This is a genomic window from Sphingomonas arabinosi (assembly GCF_036663715.1).
GTDB lineage: Bacteria > Pseudomonadota > Alphaproteobacteria > Sphingomonadales > Sphingomonadaceae > Sphingomonas.
The window spans coordinates 13,018-30,421 of record NZ_JAXOJN010000003.1; the positions used below are offsets into that span (position 1 = coordinate 13,018).

The 17,404-nt window shown below is 63.8% G+C and carries 19 protein-coding genes and 1 pseudogene; 4 read left to right on the forward strand and 16 right to left on the reverse strand.

The genetic code is table 11. The features are described 5' to 3' along the window. The first annotated feature begins 108 nt into the window (after window positions 1-108). A complete protein-coding gene (locus tag U1708_RS05765) occupies window positions 109-1,260 on the forward strand; it encodes an N-acetyltransferase (RefSeq protein ID WP_332743650.1) in 1,152 nt (383 codons plus the stop codon). 42 nt (window positions 1,261-1,302) lie between these two features. On the opposite strand, the gene U1708_RS05770 is transcribed toward U1708_RS05765, so the two are convergent. The 9 genes and pseudogenes from U1708_RS05770 to U1708_RS05810 form a co-directional block, all read right to left on the reverse strand. Next, window positions 1,303-1,629, reverse strand: a complete 327-nt coding sequence (locus tag U1708_RS05770) for a hypothetical protein (protein ID WP_332743653.1) — start codon at window positions 1,627-1,629, stop codon at window positions 1,303-1,305. Continuing rightward, window positions 1,630-2,424, reverse strand: a complete 795-nt coding sequence (locus U1708_RS05775; RefSeq protein ID WP_332743655.1) for a transporter — start codon at window positions 2,422-2,424, stop codon at window positions 1,630-1,632. It lies immediately after the preceding gene. Beyond that, entirely contained in the window at window positions 2,421-3,191 is a 771-nt protein-coding gene (xth, locus tag U1708_RS05780; protein WP_332743657.1) for an exodeoxyribonuclease III, read from the reverse strand. Before xth ends, U1708_RS05775 begins: the two co-directional genes overlap by 4 nt. Before the next feature lie 7 nt (window positions 3,192-3,198). Further along, complete coding sequence (erpA, locus tag U1708_RS05785) at window positions 3,199-3,537, reverse strand: iron-sulfur cluster insertion protein ErpA (RefSeq protein ID WP_120299846.1); 339 nt, start codon at window positions 3,535-3,537, stop codon at window positions 3,199-3,201. Between the two features lie 208 nt (window positions 3,538-3,745). Next, a pseudogene (locus U1708_RS05790) lies at window positions 3,746-4,342 on the reverse strand (M23 family metallopeptidase); the annotation flags it as partial. A gap of 454 nt (window positions 4,343-4,796) precedes the next feature. Then, the gene (locus U1708_RS05795; protein ID WP_332743663.1) at window positions 4,797-5,249 is read right to left on the reverse strand and encodes a peroxiredoxin; all 453 of its coding nucleotides are present in this window, start codon (window positions 5,247-5,249) and stop codon (window positions 4,797-4,799) included. Next, entirely contained in the window at window positions 5,242-7,926 is a 2,685-nt protein-coding gene (locus tag U1708_RS05800; protein ID WP_332743665.1) for a bifunctional [glutamine synthetase] adenylyltransferase/[glutamine synthetase]-adenylyl-L-tyrosine phosphorylase, read from the reverse strand. Before U1708_RS05800 ends, U1708_RS05795 begins: the two co-directional genes overlap by 8 nt. Before the next feature lie 271 nt (window positions 7,927-8,197). Next, window positions 8,198-8,845 (reverse strand): sigma-70 family RNA polymerase sigma factor, encoded by a 648-nt coding sequence (locus U1708_RS05805; RefSeq protein ID WP_307089347.1) that lies wholly within the window; start codon window positions 8,843-8,845, stop codon window positions 8,198-8,200. A gap of 310 nt (window positions 8,846-9,155) precedes the next feature. Next, window positions 9,156-9,959, reverse strand: a complete 804-nt coding sequence (locus tag U1708_RS05810) for a response regulator (RefSeq protein WP_332743669.1) — start codon at window positions 9,957-9,959, stop codon at window positions 9,156-9,158. Window positions 9,960-10,262: 303 nt separating this feature from the next. Between U1708_RS05810 and U1708_RS05815 the strand changes: the two genes are divergently transcribed. The 3 genes from U1708_RS05815 to U1708_RS05825 all read left to right on the forward strand — a co-directional run bounded on the left by U1708_RS05815 (window position 10,263) and on the right by U1708_RS05825 (window position 12,479). Then, window positions 10,263-10,397, forward strand: a complete 135-nt coding sequence (locus U1708_RS05815; RefSeq protein WP_307086292.1) for a NepR family anti-sigma factor — start codon at window positions 10,263-10,265, stop codon at window positions 10,395-10,397. Then, window positions 10,397-12,037 (forward strand): sensor histidine kinase, encoded by a 1,641-nt coding sequence (locus tag U1708_RS05820; RefSeq protein WP_443029971.1) that lies wholly within the window; start codon window positions 10,397-10,399, stop codon window positions 12,035-12,037. The genes U1708_RS05815 and U1708_RS05820 overlap by 1 nt, the downstream gene beginning before the upstream one ends. A 307-nt stretch (window positions 12,038-12,344) precedes the next feature. Beyond that, the gene (locus U1708_RS05825; protein ID WP_307086296.1) at window positions 12,345-12,479 is read left to right on the forward strand and encodes an entericidin A/B family lipoprotein; all 135 of its coding nucleotides are present in this window, start codon (window positions 12,345-12,347) and stop codon (window positions 12,477-12,479) included. Between the two features lie 98 nt (window positions 12,480-12,577). On the opposite strand, the gene tatC is transcribed toward U1708_RS05825, so the two are convergent. The 7 genes from tatC to U1708_RS05860 form a co-directional block, all read right to left on the reverse strand. Next, window positions 12,578-13,360 (reverse strand): twin-arginine translocase subunit TatC, encoded by a 783-nt coding sequence (gene tatC, locus U1708_RS05830; protein ID WP_307086298.1) that lies wholly within the window; start codon window positions 13,358-13,360, stop codon window positions 12,578-12,580. Between the two features lie 55 nt (window positions 13,361-13,415). After that, window positions 13,416-13,958 carry a Sec-independent protein translocase protein TatB gene (gene tatB / locus U1708_RS05835; RefSeq protein ID WP_332743676.1) on the reverse strand — a complete coding sequence of 181 codons (543 nt, stop codon included), beginning with the start codon at window positions 13,956-13,958 and terminating at the stop codon, window positions 13,416-13,418. A gap of 53 nt (window positions 13,959-14,011) precedes the next feature. Next, window positions 14,012-14,257, reverse strand: a complete 246-nt coding sequence (locus tag U1708_RS05840; RefSeq protein WP_056057475.1) for a Sec-independent protein translocase subunit TatA — start codon at window positions 14,255-14,257, stop codon at window positions 14,012-14,014. Between the two features lie 35 nt (window positions 14,258-14,292). Further along, window positions 14,293-14,886, reverse strand: coding sequence for an SMC-Scp complex subunit ScpB (scpB, locus tag U1708_RS05845; RefSeq protein WP_332743680.1), 594 nt, complete (start codon window positions 14,884-14,886; stop codon window positions 14,293-14,295). After that, entirely contained in the window at window positions 14,883-15,605 is a 723-nt protein-coding gene (locus U1708_RS05850; RefSeq protein WP_332743682.1) for a segregation and condensation protein A, read from the reverse strand. Before U1708_RS05850 ends, scpB begins: the two co-directional genes overlap by 4 nt. A gap of 263 nt (window positions 15,606-15,868) precedes the next feature. Continuing rightward, window positions 15,869-16,249 carry a hypothetical protein gene (locus U1708_RS05855; RefSeq protein WP_332743684.1) on the reverse strand — a complete coding sequence of 127 codons (381 nt, stop codon included), beginning with the start codon at window positions 16,247-16,249 and terminating at the stop codon, window positions 15,869-15,871. Window positions 16,250-16,400: 151 nt separating this feature from the next. After that, a complete protein-coding gene (locus tag U1708_RS05860; protein WP_332743685.1) occupies window positions 16,401-17,402 on the reverse strand; it encodes a glycoside hydrolase family 3 N-terminal domain-containing protein in 1,002 nt (333 codons plus the stop codon). Window positions 17,403-17,404: the final 2 nt, after the last annotated feature.

The following is a 17,404-nucleotide window of genomic DNA, read 5'->3' on the forward strand; positions in this document are numbered from 1 at the left end:
CCGTCGAGTAAACGCGATCACCGTAAGCGGTCGAAGCGATGACGAACGTGTCACTCGCCTTTGCCGTCGGTGCTGGCTAGATACGCGCGAATATTCTGGGGACACGACATGGCCAAGCTCATCATTCGACCGGTCGAGACCAAGAAAGACCGCAAGATCTTCATCAATCTGCCGTTCCGTCTCTATGCCGACGATCCCCATTGGGTGCCGCCGCTGAAGTCGGAGGCGCTCGGGCTGATCACGCCGGAGAAGAACGGCTGGTTCAGCCATGCCAAGGCGCAGTTGTTCCTGGCCGAGGAAGATGGCCGCGTGGTCGGACGCATCTCGGCGCATATCGATACGCTGGCGCTGACGATGCCGCCCGAGCAGGGGTTCGGGCCCGGCGTCGGCCAATGGGGGCTGATGGAGGCGGAGCGGCAGGACGTATTCCAGGCGCTGCTGGCGCGGGCGGAGGAATGGCTGCGTGAACAGGGTATGACCCGCGCGCTGGGCCCGATCAGCATGTCGATCTGGGAAGAGCCGGGCCTGTTGATCGACGGCTATGATCATCCGCCGACGATCATGATGGGCCACGCCAAGCGCGAATATCGCGGCTGGATCGAATGGGCGCAGTATCGTCCGATCAAGCAGCTGATGACCTATGAGGTCGATGTTACCAAGCAGTTCCCGCCGATCGTCCAGCGGATCATCAAGTCGGGTGAGAAAAACCCGCGCATCACCGTCCGCAACGTCGACAAGACCAAGTTCGAGGAGGAGGCGGCGATCATCCTGTCGATCCTGAACGACGCGTGGCGCGACAATTGGGGATTCGTGCCGCTGACCCCGCCGGAGATCAAGGACGTCGGCGTCAAACTTAAGCCGATCGTGTTCAACGACCTGATCCGCATCGCCGAACTGGACGGCAAGCCCGTCGCGTTCATGATCACCCTCCCCGACCTGAACGAGGCGATCAAGCCGCTCAACGGGAACCTGTTCCCGTTCGGCTGGGCCAAGCTGTTGTGGTGGCTGCGCAAACCCAAGGTGCGGACGGTGCGCGTGCCGCTGATGGGGGTGGTCAAGGAACTCCAGGCGTCGCGGATGGCAAGCCAGTTGGCCTTCATGATGATCGAATACATTCGCCGCGCCTCGGTCGAGCATTATGATGCGAAGCGTGCGGAGATCGGCTGGATCCTCGACGACAACCAGGGGATGCGGTCGATCGCCGAGACGATCGAGAGCCGGGTGAACAAGGTTTATCAGGTGTACGAACGAGTGCTTTAGAAGGGGGCGTCTTATTCGTCATCCTGACGAAGGGGGTGCGGCCTACTCCCGCTTGCCCTTGCCGAACGGTATCTTGAGCGTCACCGCCACCCCCTGCCCGATCGCGCCCGGAAGCTCCGTGCGGATCGCGTGGACGTTGCCCGTGCCGCCGCCGGGCAAGCGAAACGTCATTGGGTCTCCGGGCGGCGGGGCAATCGGCTCGGGCAGCTTTGCGAGGCGCTGATCTGTCGGACGCGCGCAGACGACGATCTCGCCGTCGGGATCGGGCTGGACCGGGCACGGCATCGTAGATCTTGGCGCGCGTTTGCGCAGTTCCGGCGGAAGTGGCGGGCCTGCCGCCGCCTGGAGCAGGAATAGACCGACCAGCATCTAGAACCTCCGCGAGACCCCTGCGTATAGCCGCGCATCGGGCGTGTGATGGTTCAAACCCGCGGCACCGAACACGTCGAACTGAAGATCGTCGTTCGCCGACCACGCCAGCGAGAGCGCGGCCAGTGCCTGTGTCGCATGCTCTTCGGGATCATCGTCGCGCAGCGCCTGGAACTCGCCGGTCAGCGTGAATGCCTTGTCGAGCTTCACCGATAGCCCCGCTGCCGTGCTGTATGCCAGATGGCGGCCGTTACCATCCTCGTCGACCGCCGCGTCGATCTCCGGTGTCAGATCCAGCGAGAGGGTGTCGGAGAGTTCATAGGTAACGGGCACCAGCAAGCCGGTGCCCCAGTCGCCAGCGCCGATCCCCGATCGCCCGACCGGCAGCGTGACATAGGGAAGCACGGCGATCGACAGGCCGGACCCATCGGGGTCGCGCAAATTCGCTTTCATGCCGAGCGACACGTCGCCGACCCCGTTCACCGTGTCGATGCCGGTCTGGTCGCGCATCCGGTCGTGTCCGAACGGCGTCCAGCCGACCCGCGCCTCGACCGTGTCGCTGACGCCGACGCGGACAAGCGTGTCGCCGAACAGGATATTATCGTCGCGCGAGCCAGGCTGGTCATCGCGCGTCCAGTCGGCGATCGACGTCTCGACCGATACGCGCCCCTTCGCCATCGTGCAGGCCGGCGTGTCGATACCGGGTCGCTCGGGGCAATATTCACGCTCCTGCGCGTTCGCACCTGCCGTGTGAAGCGCCGCCAGCGATACCAGCGCGATCGCAACGGCTTTCACCGTAGCCGCACCCAGGTCGGCGCGTGATCGCTCGCCTTCTCGCGGCCGCGATACGCCTTGTCGACGCCGGCATCGATCATCCGATCGGCAGCCTGCGGGCTTAGCAACAGGTGGTCAATGCGGAACCCGGCGTCGCGCTGCCATGCGCCGGCCTGGTAATCCCAGAACGTCCAGACGCCACCTTTCGGGAATTGCGTGCGCAGCGCGTCGGTCCAGCCCTGTGCGACGAGCGCGCGGTAATGCTCGCGGCTTTCGGGTTGCATCAAGGCGTCGTCCTGCATCGCGCGGACCGAGAAGGTGTCGTCGTCGTTGGCGATCACGTTGTAGTCGCCTGCGAGGATGACCGGCTTTTCCTCCGCCAGCAGGACGCGTGCACGGGCGGCGAGGCGGTCCATCCAGCGCAGTTTATAGTCGAATTTCGGGCCGGGCTGAGGGTTGCCATTGGGGAGATAGAGTGCGGCGACGATCAGGCCGTCGATTTCCGCCTCGATGTAGCGGCTGTGCTCGTCCTCGGGCTCGCCATCGAGACCGCGCTGGCGCACGACGGGCGTGCCGCTTTTCGCGAGGATCGCGACGCCGTTCCAGGCCTTCTGGCCGTGCCAGACTGCGCCATAGCCCGCGGCCTCGATGTCGGCGATCGGGAAGGTATCGTCGCTCGACTTCAGTTCCTGGAGGCAGACGATGTCGGGCTGGTCTTCGGTGAGATACTCGATCAACCGCGGCAACCGCGCCTTGATGCCGTTGACGTTGTACGTGACGATTTTCATGGGGCGATCAGACCGAGAAGCTGGAGCCGCAGCCGCAACCCGATGCGGCGTTGGGGTTCTCGACCTTGAACGCGGCGCCTGCGAGCGATTCGACGTAATCGACCGCGCACCCGCGGACGAGGTCGATACTGACGCTGTCGACGACGAGTTTCACGCCGTCATGTTCGGCAATCACGTCGTCGGGCTCGACCGAATCGGCAAACCCGAATTTATACTGAAACCCGGAACATCCGCCGCCATCGACCGAGAGACGCAGGATCGCCGGCTTTCCCTGCTTGACGGCGATCGCCGCGACGCGCGCCGCGGCGGAGGGGGTGAGGATGATGTCTTGAACCAGCGTTGCCATGGCTTGGAGATAGGGGGTTGGGGTAGCGGCGGCAACCTTGGGGTTTAGAGGGGGGTAGGTCGCACAACCGCGACTATTTTCACTTCGTCTCCCCTCCCTGGAAGGGAGGGGTCGGGGGTGGGTCGGCTTCCGCATATATGAGCGTGGTGGCGCAAACTGGCCTACCCACCCCCAGCCCCTCCCTTTCAGGGAGGGGAGCCCGAAAGCGTCAGTCCTGGGCGGCGGGGCCGCCGGTGGAGACCGGGATCGATTTTACCGAGCGGTCCTGAGCGGCGAGGAGGTAATCGGCGGTCGTCAGGAACGGGACCGGGTTGACGGCGTGGCCGTCGATGCGGACTTCGTAATGGAGATGCGAGCCGGTCGAGCGGCCGGTCGAGCCCATCAGCGCGATCAACTGGCCGCGAACGACGCGGGCGTTGTCGCCGACGAGGATCTTCGACAGATGGCCATACCGGGTCGCGATACCCTTGCCGTGGCTGATCTCGACCATGTTGCCGTAGCCGCCCTGGCGGCCGGCATGAGCGATGATTCCGTCGGCGGTGGCATAGATCGGCGTACCGAGCGGGCCGGGAATGTCGACGCCGGCATGCATCGCCGCAGTGCCGCGGAACGGATCCGAGCGGATCCCGAAATTGCTGGTGAACGAGAGCGAGTGGACCGGCTGTACCGACGGGATCGCGATCACGCCCTGCTGAGTCGCATCGAGCTTTTTCCAGGTCTGGAACAGCGTGCGGAACTGCGCATCGGCGCGAAGATCGGCAGTAGCCTCCTCGGCGTTCGCAGCGATCATCGGGCCACCGGAAGCAGCGACGTGATGCACCAGCTTTGCGTTGGTGGCCGAAGGAGCAACCTGCGCCTCGGCGATGGCGCCGGAAGCGGTCATGCCTATAACAGAAGCGGCAATCGCGAGACGGCGAAACGTGAACGACGTATATACCACGGACATGGCCTTGAGGCGCGTCACGATGGCTGCTGCGGTAAAATCGACCATTGGTCCCCGACACAAAAATGCGGGGCCGCACGCTTCAAGGCGGACGGCTCCGAAACTTGTCCTGACTCGCAGCCCCTCCGCGCTTCAGACAAGTGGGGTTAGGCCGGATACCGCCGTCCCGAGCAAGAGCGCGGCATCATCCGCGCGGCGGAGCGGCAGGTTGATGCGGCGAGTTGATGCAAATCGAGGCGATCGTCATGGAACACGAAGCGAACGACGACATCGGGCGCAAAATATGGACGAATCTCCGGCCCTTACCGAAGGCCGTTCAGAGGGCCTTTGCGGCGGCCAGGACCGCCTCGGCATGCCCGGCAACGCGGACCTTGCGCCAAGCCTTCGCGAGCGTCACGTCGGCGTCGAACAGAAACGTCGCGCGCTCGATCCCCATATACTTGCGGCCGTACATCGCCTTCTCAACCCACACACCGAAAGCCTCGCAGGCAACACCTTCGACATCGCTCGCAAGCCGGACCGCAAGTCCGTGTTTCGCAGTGAACTTCGCGTGCGACGCAGCGCTGTCTTTCGACACGCCGACCACAGTTACGCCCGCCGCTTCGAACGCGTCGGAAAGCGCGGAAAAGTCCTTCGCTTCGGTGGTGCAGCCGGCCGTGTCGTCCTTCGGGTAGAAATATACCACCAGCGGCGCGCCGAGACTCGCCAGTGAAACCACCGCGTCGTCGATCGTCACCGATAGTTCGGGAATCTTCGAACCTTCATCCATCCTGCTCTCCCGTCACCTGCGCCCAGAACTGGCGAACCTCCTGCCGGGTCGATTCGAGCGTGGCAACCACCGCCGCCCAGTCCGTCACGCCGATCGCGCGGGCGATGAGGTCCTCGGTCGCGTGTCCCGGTGGCGCGGCATCGGGCGCGACGAGCCGCAGCGTTACCAGCAGGCGCGTGAGGACATCATGCGCAGGGCGGAGCGTCGGCGGGACGAGGCCTTCGCGGATCAACGCATCGATCGCACCGCCGAGATTTGGGTCGAACCCGGTCCTATTCACGAGCTGAACGACATGCGTTGCGAATTCGAGATCGACAAGGCCACCGGGGAGCAGTTTGGCATCGAGCGCGCCCTTGGGCGGCTTGTGCGCGGCCATGTCGCTACGCATCGTGCGGGCGTCGGCGATCACGTCGCGCGCTGGTCGGTCGCCTTCGAGCACGTCGCGGACAATCGACGCAACGGCATCCCGAGCGTCTACAGATCCGAACACCGGGCGGGCACGCGTGAGCGCCATGTGTTCCCAGGTCCAGGCATCCTCGCGCTGGTAGCGGGCGAAGCTGTCGAGCGTGACGACCAATGGCCCCTGCCCGCCCGACGGCCGCAACCGGGTGTCGATCTGGTACAGTGGCCCTGCCGCCGTCGCGACCGACAGCGCGCCGGTCAGTCGCTGTGCGAGACGATTATAGTAGAGCGTTGCGCCGAGCGGTTTCGGCCCGTCGGACTCGGCGGCGAAATCGCCCGTAAACAGATAGATGAGATCGAGATCGGACGCGTGCGTGAGCATTGCGCCGCCCATTCGGCCAAGCGCGAGCACGACGAGTTCGCTGTCCGGTACGCGGCCGTGGACCTTCGCGAATTCGTCGATCGTCGCACTTGCGAGGACGCCGATCGCTGCCTCGGCGACCCGCGCATACCCTGCCGCGACGTCGAGCGGATCGGATGCGCCGGCGACGATCTGTGCCCCGAGCGCGAAACGCAGTTCGCCGACGACCCGGCGGACATGATCGAGCCGGGACTGATAATCGCCGCCCGCCTCACCCGCGCGCATGATGACTTCGAGTGCGGCAATGTCGCCGACCGGTTCGAACGCAGTCGCGTCGATCAGGCCGTCGAGCAGATCGGGACGGCGTCCCAGATCGTCGGCGAGCGTCGGCGCGTGGCTGAGGATGGCGGCAAGCAACGTGGCCAAGCCCGGCCGGGCCTCCAACAAGCGGAAGATATTGATCGCGCTCGGCAGGCGTTCGAGCAACGCGTCCAGGCGGAGCAGCGCCGCCTGGGGGACCGGCGCGGCCGCGAACGCCGGGACGAGTGTCGGTAATACCGCTTCCAGCGCCTCACGCGCGGCCGGACTGCGGAGCGCGGGATAGGCGCCGCCCCGCCACGCCTCGATCCGTCGCCGTGCCGATTCGGGATCGTCGAAGCCCGCCTCGACGAGATCCGCTTCCAGCGTCACGGCGTCATGCGAGAATGCGGGACGTACCGTATCGTCGAGCGCGTCGTAGATCCGACCCGTCGCCGTGACACGCGGTTCGAGCAGCGCCAGCAGCGCGCCCGCATCGTCGAGCCCGTGCAGTTTCGCTACGCGGTCGAGCGCATCGCCGGTCGGCAATGCGTGCGTCTGGCGATCGTCGATCATCTGCACGCGGTGCTCGATCGTCCGGAGCAACGTGTAGCCAGCGATCAGCGCCTGCGATTCGTCGCTGCGGATCCACCCCGCGTCGGCCAGTCGAGCGAGCGCATCGCGCGTTGCGGGTACCCGCACCGATCGATCACGCCCACCGTGAATCAACTGGTGGATCTGCGCGAAGAACTCCGCCTCCCTGATGCCACCGCGCCCTCGCTTCAAGTCGTAGCCGGGGCCGAACGCCTGGCCTTGCGAATGGTGATCGCGGATTCGGGCGGAGATACCGCGGATTTCGCCAATGGCGCCGAAATCGAGCGCGCGGCGCCACACGAACGGCCTGATCGCTTCGAGAAACCGCTGGCCCAGCGCGATGTCCCCTGCCGCCGCGCGCGCACGAATGAAGGCAGCGCGTTCCCATGGCAGCGCCTGTGCTTCGTAATAGCCGATCGCGGCATCGACCGGCAGAGCGATCGGTGTGATCTCGGGCGAGGGCCGCAGTCGCAAGTCGACGCGTAGCACGTATCCGTCGCCGTCGCGGGCCTGGAGCAATTCGACCACGCGCTTGCCGATCCTGACCGCCGCCTGCTCAGGCTCTTCGCGTGGGCGACGGGGCAGCGTCTCGGGATCGAACAGCAGGATAGGATCGATATCCGAGGAATAATTGAGTTCGCCGCTTCCCTGCTTGCCGAGCGCGATCGCGGTGAAGCCGACGGGTTCGGCACCGGGCGTACGCTCTTCGATCGCGGTACGGATCGCGGTGTCGAGCGCGCAGTCGGCGAAATTGCTTAGCGCGCCGGTTACGGCGGTAAGGTCCAATATGCCCGCCAGATCGCCGATCGCGACGTTGAGCGCCATCGCACGCCGTTCGATGCGCAACCGCTTGGCGACCGGCATACCGGGCTCGACGCTCGACCACGACAGGTCGAGCCGGCCCGTTGCAAGCGACTTCGCCAGAACAGGTTCGCGGTCGAGTATCAGCGAAAGAAACGGCGACCAAAGTCGCGCGCGCGCGATGGCGTCGTTTATCGCCAGTTCATGGGAGACTAAAGACATCAGTCGTCGCTATATCGACTGTTGCACAGTGTCACGACAAAGCAACGAAATCGAAAGTTGCCCGTTGTAGCGGGCATGACTTACGCATCTTGCATCGCAGGCCGAGACGATAATGGCCATCACGTCGTACGATCACCGCGTGCTACTGACGCTATCGGTCAGTCACTACGGAATGCGTTCGACAATGCATGCTTGGTACCAGAGGACATGGCATCGATGCTGCGGCGTCTCGACCGCACACCGTACTGCATCAACTGAACCAGTGCAGAAATCAGCGTCCTCGGCTGAGCTCTTCGACGTCGCCCATGATCGAATCCAGCGCCGTCTTGGACGTATCGGTCTCATGATCGCGACGCGACGGAAGCGAACCGTCCGTTAAGATCGTCTCCAGCGCAACACGTCCGCGAGCTACCCGGCTCTTGATGGTCCCGACAGCGACGCTGCAGATTTCTGCGGCTTCCTCATAGGCAAAGCCACCCGCGCCCACCAGGATAAGGGCTTCACGCTGCGGCTGCGGCAGATGCATCAACGCGCGTTGCATGTCGCCAAGCTCGACGTGGCGATCCTGACTTGCGGGTGCAGCGAGGATACGGTCCGCGACAAGATCGTCCCACTCGCCTTTGAAGCGGGCGCGTCGCATCTGCGAGAGATATAGGTTGCGCAGGATGATGAAGGTCCACGCCCGCATGTTCGTACCCGCCTGGAAGCGGAGACGCGCGGCCCAGGCTTTCAGCAAAGTCTCCTGGACCAGGTCGTCCGCGAGATCGCGGCTTCCCGACAAGGAGCGACCGAACGCACGCAGATGCGGGATTACCTGCGCAAGTTGAACCTTGAACTCGGCATCCGACAGGGAGACATGCTCGACCGGCGCGACAACGTCATCGTTTTCGTCATCCACGGGCAAAGCAGGCTGGGTCATGGTAATCCGATCAATCCCGATAAAACACTGCCGTGCGAACGCGGCAGACATAGGCGTACGCCGCAGGAAATACCAGCGACGCGCACGCAATCCTGCTTAGCGAAGAATTATAAAGCCAAATATAACAATGACCAACACTAGCGAGATCGCCAGGATGTACCGGGTCATATGTGGCGTGGCACCTGCCCGTGCATCTTCGGTATCGATGTGAATTGGTTCGTTTGGATCAGCCATCACCAACAAACTCGCGAAAGACGTTTTGGGTCCGTAACTGTCTTACAGTCACGGACCCGGATAAGTGCCGTCGACCTTAAGCGGTCGGGACGGTCGCCTGATCGAAGAACAGCGCCTGGCTGATCGCGGCCTTCACGGTCGAACGCTGGAACGGCTTGGTGATCAGGAACGTCGGCTCGGGACGTTCGCCGGTCAGCAACCGCTCCGGGAACGCGGTGATGAAAATCACCGGGACTTCGAACTCGGCGAGGATGTCCTTGACCGCGTCGATGCCCGAGCTGTCGTCGGCCAGCTGGATATCCGCGAGCACGAGGCCGGGACGGGTTTCCATCGCCAGCGCGACCGCCTCGTCACGCGTCACGGCGACGCCGGTGACATCGTGACCGAGATCACGCACGATCGTCTCGATATCCATCGCGATGATCGGCTCGTCCTCGATGATGAGGACCTTCGCACGGGTCTGGTTCTCGATTTCGGACAGCGCATCGGCGACCAGATCGTCGACCTCGCTGGTGTCGACCTCGATCAGATACGCTGCGTCCTCTGGCGTGAAGCCTTCCATCGCTGTCAGCAGAAGCGCCTGACGCGAAAGCGGCGTCATCCGGGCGAGACGCGCGCGGGCAACGGCTTCGTGACCTTCGGCCTCGCTCGCACCCTCATCGCCGACCTCGTCGAAGTTCGCCGAATTCCAGATCGCCTGGAACATTCGATACAGGCCGAGACGGGGATCCACGTCGCGCGGAAATTCCTCGGGTGCGGCGACGATCGCCTCGAGCGTGGCGCGCACATATTTGTCGCCGTGCATCTGGCTGCCGGTCAGGGCCCGGCCGTAGCGCCGCAAAAAGGGAAGGTGCGGTGCAAGTTGCTGTCCAAGAGACATGGGTAACGAATACTCCCTGATCCTACGCGGCCCCTCATGTGTCGGGTGGCTCGCGTCATTGCAATGGTGTCGGTCGAAAATGCCCCGTGTCCGCCCCATCGTCGCCAGTTATCGGGCACGACCGAGCGGAGATGCGTATTTTTCGCTCGGTCATGGAACCATCCAGATGCTATTTGGTTTCACGAACATCTTTCGCGAGTGTGTAGTCCGGTGCCTGTGGGTACAGTTGTGCTCGCCATCACATGATTGGTTTGCGTCGTGCAGGGGGAAGTTTTGAGTTTGGGCCACGACACGGAGAAGACAGTGCCTGCCACGAAGCCCGCCAAGGTCCTTGATAAAGACCAACAAATGGGTTCGGCACTGCGCTCGGTCTATCAGAAGACCGTTGATGAAACGATCCCGGACGATTTGCTCGACCTGCTCGGCAAATTGGACTGATGGTGGGCCCCGCGCCCACGCCCCTTACCCCCGCCTCTACTGCCGACATTAAATCTTCGGAGCCTGGACCCACGAGCCAGGGCCGCGTGTCGGCGGCAATCGGACGGTGGCCGACCGGGGCAAAGCTTTTCCTGATCATCAGCGCCGCGCTCCTGCCGCTCGCGTTGATCGCCGTTTTCGCGACATTGCAGACCACGCGGCTGGCCGATGCCGAGGCACGTGCACGGTTGCGCGTCACCGCCGACGAGAGCGCACGGGCGATCGCCATCGAGCTGGTCGGCGATATGACCGCATTGCGTGTCGCGGTGAACGCGCTGGGCACGGACCCCGCCGATTCGCCGAGTTGCGCACGAGCACAGGGTGTGTTCGCGCAACAATCGTCCGCCGGCACCCGGTTCATCATCACCGATCGCGCCAGCCGCGTTTTGTGCGGCGTCCCCCTGCCGAACCCCGTCACTATCCGCCGCGAGGACATGCCTGTCGCGGCAGCGATCGTTCCCGACAACGGGCTGATCCTGGCGATATCCGGTCCCGGCGGCGACACGTCCGCCCGCGCCTATTTCCCGCGTGCGTTCCTCGAAAAGATCGGGCGGCCTTCGACGCGCGCGTCGGCCTTCAGCAGCGCCATCGTGCTCGATGAGGATGCGCTGCACCTGGAGACGATTCCCGACGAGCGGCCGCTCGACCGCATGGAAACGATGCGGACCGAACTCGGCGTCGCGGGGCTGGCCTTGCGGACGAGCATTCGCAGCGCACCGGTGACGTCTTCGCTGATCGTCGCGATGCTCCTTCCCCTGCTGATGTGGATCGCCGCCGCGAGCATCGCATGGTTCGTCGTCGATCGGCTGCTCATTCGTCCGCTGCGCCGTCTTCGTGCCGCCGTGGCCGCCTTCACGCCTGGCGAGGAACTCGACTTCGGCACCGTCCATACCTTGCCGGCACAGGAAATCCGTGAGCTCGGCGAGACGTTCCAGTCGATCAGCCGCACGGTCGCGCTGCACGAAGCGGGCCTCGCGGAGGGGCTGGTCCGACAGACCAAGCTGACCCGTGAGGTGCATCACCGGGTGAAAAACAACCTGCAGGTCATCTCGAGCCTGATCAACTTCCACGCGCGCAGTGCGCCGAGCGCCGACGCGACGGCGGCCTATGCATCGATCCAGCGGCGCGTGGATGCGCTGGCCGTGGTCCATCGCAACCATTTCGCCGAGCTGGAGGAAAATCGCGGGCTGAACCTGCGGACCATGATCGGCGAACTCTCGGCCAATATTCGCGCCACGGCGTCCGACCGATCGCACGGGCTGGGTATCACGCTCGATGTCGACCCTTATCTGGTGAACCAGGATGTTGCGGTCGCGCTGGCGTTCCTGGCGACCGAGACGATCGAGTTGGCGATCAGTTGCGATCCCGCCGCGCAGATCCGGATCGTCGTGAAGCCTGCCGACAAGGTTGCCGACAAACCAGACCGCGCGGTGCTCCGCGTCGTTTCGCGTGCGCTGGTCGAAAGCGATGCGTTCAGAGAAGCGCTGTCCCGGTACGGTCGCGTCATGGAAGGTCTGTCGCGCCAGTTGCGGTCGCCACTGCACCACGACCCGTTGGTAGGGGCGTATGAAATCGCTTTTGCGATCACCGGGCGAGACTGAAGCGCTGAATAGTCGAGCAATTGGGCCGAATGCCGAGAACCGACGCTTTTAATTCGCTATAGATAAAAAAAGCGGGAACCGACTATCGCCGTTGCCGTTCTACACTTCGGATAGCGACTTTATGCCCCCCCGCTCTCGCTATCCAGAACACAGGCCCGGTAGCTTCACCCTCCCCCCCTTGGTGAAGTTGCCGGGCCTCCATTTATTAAATCGAGATCGCTGCGTGACTTGGTTCCGCAGACGGAACGAATGCGGTTCCCGAACATTCCTCCACGGTGGCATTCAAGCCCTTCTAGGAGGAAGTATCATGCGTAAGTTGGTCGGATTGGCAGTCGTCGCAGGCGCGCTCATGGTTTCGGCATGCAACACGATCGAAGGCGCGGGCAAGGACGTGAGCTCGGCGGGCAAGACCGTCGCAAAGACCGCGGACGGCGCCAAGTAAGCCTTTTGCGCTTATGGTAAAGAAACGGGGCCCGGTGCAGATGCACCGGGCCCCGTTTTCGTATCGGCCATCCGTGTTCGTATCGGCCTTCGTCCTGCTCAGCTCTCGACAATGTCGGTTGCGTCGCCTTCGAGCGCCTTGGCTTTCGCCCGGCTGCGCTCGGTGAACCAGATGCCGATCAGCGCGAGTTCGTACAGGATGACCAGCGGGATCGCGAGCAACAGCTGCGAGCCGATATCCGGCGGGGTCAGCACCGCGGCGATCGCGAACGCCGCGACGATCGCGTAGCGCCGCGCACTGATGAGTTGCTTGCGCGTCACGATCCCGGCACGCTCCAGCAGCATGAGCAGGACCGGCAGCAGGAACGAGATCCCGAAGCCGAACAAGAACTGCATCGTGAACGACAAATAATTGCCGATCGCCGGCAGCGCCTCGCGGTGGATGCCGCCGACCATTCCGTCGAAGCCCAGAAGGAAGTGCAACGCCATCGGGATCGCGATGTAATAGGCCATCGCCGCGCCGGTCAGGAACAGGACCGGCGTCGCGAGGATGAAGGGCAGCAGCGCGCCGCGTTCCTTCTTGTACAGGCCAGGCGCGACGAACTGCCACACCTGGTTTGCGATCACCGGAAACGACAACATCATCGCCGCGAAGAACGCCACCTTGATCTGGACGAAAAACGCCTCGAAAATCTCGGTATAGATGACCTTGTTCTGACCGGCCGCGAGCAGCGGGTGAACGAGGAAGCCGAAAATATCCTCGGCGAAATACATGGCGACGGCGAACGTCACGATCAGCGCGGCGATACAGTAGAGCAACCGCCGCCGCAGCTCGATCAAATGGTCGAGCAACGGCGCCCGGCTTTCGTCGATCTCGCTCATGTCTGGCTTTCGGCTTTGGAGGCGATCACGGCCGTTGCGTTCATGCCCGGCTTGTTCATGATGGCGCTACGTCGGACTTACCGGTCTTGTCGTCGGAATGGGTCGGGATCGGGGTCGGGGTCGGGGCCTCCAGCGGACCATCGAACAGATCCGGACCACGATCCGCTATCGGTTTGTGATCCTGTTCGGGCAACGCCGGAGAAGCGTGAACCGGAGCGGCCGCCACGACCGGCTTCTCGACCATCACCGGCTCGCTCGTATGATCGTCCGCCTGGTCGGTGGACCGATAATCACGCCGATACTCCTCGGTCTCGGGCGAATGTACCACCTGCGCGGTATCGGCCGTCGCGTCCGTCCCCGTCTGCGGATGCTCGCGCATGATGCGTTCGTTCTCCGACGCCCAGCGCTTTTCCATCTCTTCGAGTTCGGCCTCGCGGACCATCGAATCGAAACCGGAGCGGAACTGCCGGGCGACGCCGCGTGCCTTGCCGACCCAATAGCCGACCACGCGCATCGCCTTGGGTAGGTCCTTGGGACCGATCACGACGAGCGCGACGAAAGCCACGAGCAAGAACTCGGAGGGCGCGATATCGAACATTCAGCCGCGCCTATCTAGGGTCGTCAAGTCTACCAGCTTCAAGCACAACGGCTTCAAGCAGGACGGTCGTCGCGGACGCGGTTGCCGTCGCGATCGAACGCGGGATCGGCGGTCTTCTGCGCTTCGATACGGGCCGATGGCTTGGCGGGCGTCTCGTCGTCGTTCTCCGACATGCCCTTCTTGAAGTTCTTCACGCCCTTGGCGACGTCGCCCATCAGGCTGGAGAATCGGCCGCCGCCGAGAAGGAGGATCGCGACGACCGCGAGAACGAGCAAGTGAATCGGGCTAAAACCGCCCATGGCAATTCTCCTGGAAACTTGACCCTATCTAAGCGTCATCTCGGCTCTTTGCCAGCCATCTCGCCATCGTCCCCGCCATCGTCGAGGCGATCGAAGGCGAGATCGACCGGATCGAGCAACCCGGCAGCGCGCAGATCGTCGATACCGGGCAGGTCGCGGCGGCTCTGGAGCCCGAAATGGACGAGGAATGCAGGGGTCGTCGCGAACATCAGCGGCCGCCCCGGCACCTCGCGCCGTCCGGCCGGCTTCACCCAGCCGGCCTCCATCAACACATCAAGCGTCCCCTTCGAGATCTGTACGCCGCGAATCGCCTCGATTTCCGCGCGGGTGACGGGCTCATGGTACGCGATGATCGCCAGCGTCTCGATTCCAGCGCGGCTGAGACGGCGCGGTTCTTCTCGGTCGCGGCGGAGCATGTGCGCCATGTCCGGTGCGGTCTGGAACTGCCAGCGGTCGCCGCGCCTAACGATGTGGATACCGCGGCCGGCATAGTCGGCGGTCAGTCGGTCGAGCGCGGCGCGGACGTCGCCCGTACCGACATGCGCGCGAATCACGTCGATGGTGAGCGGCGCCTCGGCGGCGAAGAGCACAGCCTCGACCGCGCGGGTGAAATCGTCGGGCGGGGTCACCCGCGAGCCCTGAGATAGAGCGGTGCGAACGGCGAGGCCTGGCGCAGTTCGATCTTGCCCTGTCGCGCGAGTTCGAGTGCGGCGACAAAGCTCGACGCGAGCGCGGATCGTCTTAGACGCTCTCCTGCCTCGGGGAGGAAGCTTTCGATCACGCTCCAGTCGATCCGCTCGCCGACCAGCATCGACACGCGTTCCAGTGCCGCCTCCAGCGTCATCACCTCGCGGTCGACGACGACGTGCATCACCGGTCGGGTCCGTGCGGAAATGCGGCCATAGGCGGCGATCAGGTCGAAGATTTCCGCCTGCCATGCGGCCTTGCGCACCGTCCGCAGCCCCTCGGGCGCGCCGCGCAGGAACACGTCGCGCCCGGTCCGATCGCGCGCCATCAGCCGGGCGCCGGCCTCGCGCATCGCACTTAAGCGTTCGAGCCGGAGTTGCAGCCGGAGCGCGAGTTCTTCGGGGTCCGGCTCGGCAAGCGGATCACGCGGCAACAGCAGTGCGGACTTCAGATAGGCGAGCCACGCCGCCATCACGAGATAGTCCGCGGCCAGTTCAAGTTTCAGTGCGCGCGCGGAGTCGACATAGGCGAGATACTGCTCGACCAGCGCGAGGATCGATATCTTCCGCAGATCGACCTTCTGCCCGCGGGCGAGCGACAGCAGCAGATCGAGCGGCCCCTCCCATCCGTCGAGATCCAGGGTCAGTTGCGCGTCGTCCATAAGGGTGAGGTACAGGATCGCCCGCGGTTCGGCATCCGCGAAAGCAAGGGTGAGCGAGAGGTCCCCGCCGGTTGCTTATGCCCCGCGAACATCCGGTATACCGCGAACTATTGCGCATCGGATTTCTGCATAGCCGTGCGGCCCGTTTTTCCGCCGTTTTCGGATCGATGCAAAACTTGTGAGTTTTGCATCATAAACATTCGGTCGGGTGACAAACCGAAAGCATCATAGCGTGGGCTAACATAAGCCCGCATAGAGACTCCTCATGCTGCTAGGTAGCAATCTACGGCACTGCCTCGTACACCTGTGGATGCAGCTTCAAGCGGCCTAGTGTGTCCTTGCTCCAACGCATAATTCGCTAAGACAAAATCGCAGCTCTCGGGATCATAAGCAACTAGAGTTCCTTGCTTGTCGTCAACTACAATTAATACGTTCAAAGTGACGAGATCACCAGTTTTATCATCAACGTCATGCATGCGAACCGGAACAGGGAAAACCACTGCGGCTCGCATCTCATCTAAGCGGTCTGAAAACCATGAACGAGGCATCGCTGAGCCTATCGCACCAGGATGATGTTCGGGGACGACATAGGAGTCAATTTGCTCCTTAACCGTCTCTTGAAGATGCGCATGCGTGATTTCCATCGCATGACTGTAGACGACGATTGATCTGATGACGACCGCTTGCCGAGACGATCGCGTTCAGAGGACGACGGAGCGCTTCTGACCGGTCGCTCGTCCGGCCGTTTGATGCAAAACTTTTGAGTTTTGCATCAAACGGGCGCATGCTTTTCTGTCAGGCGCGCTCCAGCAGAGCATCCCGCGTGGCGATCAGGTCGGCGACGTCACCTTTGGCTGGTCCGACAGACGCCATTGCGCGGTCAAGGCGGTCTCGGGAGGCGTCGGAGATTTCGCTCAACCGACCCGCTATCTCGACCATCTCGTCCATGCGGGCCCAGCAGTCGAGTACGAGGTCGCACCCTGCCGCAATCGCGCCGGCCGCCTTGTCGCCGGCGGTGCCGGATAGGGCCTTCATGTCGATGTCGTCGGTCATCAACAGGCCGTCGAAGCCGATGCGCTCGCGGATGATCTGGTCGATTACGATCGGCGAGAGCGTCGCGGGGCGGTCGGTGTCCCAGGCTTCGAAGACGATGTGCGAGGTCATGCCCATCGGCGCCTGGTTGAGCGTGCGGAAGGGTTCGAGGTCGATCTCGAGTTCGGCGTCGGTCGCGGTGACGGTTGGGAGGTGATGGTGGGTGTCCACGCGCGCTCGGCCGTGGCCCGGCATGTGCTTCACCACGCCGACCACGCCGCCTTCGGCCAGCCCCTCCAGCGTCGCCCGGCCGAGCGCCGCGACGCGCATCGGGTCGGAGCCAAACGTGCGGGACGCCACCGCTTCCGTGGTGTCGGGCTGCGACACGTCGAGCAGCGGGAGGCAGTCGACGGTGATACCGACCTCGCTGAGCATTACGCCGAGCGCCTGCGCGTTGGCGCGCGCGGCCTGGATCGCGGTCATCGGTGCGCGTTCATAGGCTGCATCGAATACCGGACCCGCCGGGAATGCGGGCCATTCCGGTGGGCCCATCCGGGCGACGCGACCGCCTTCCTGGTCGATCAGGATCGCGAGGTTATCGCGTCCGGCGAGTTCGCGGAGCGAGTCCGTCAGGGCTCGGACCTGAGCGCGATCGACGATGTTGCGCTTGAACAGGATGTAGCCGGCGGGCTCGCACTCGGCGAAGAACGCGCGTTCGGCGGGGGTGAGGACGGGGCCGGAAAGGCCGAAGATGACGGGCTTCATGC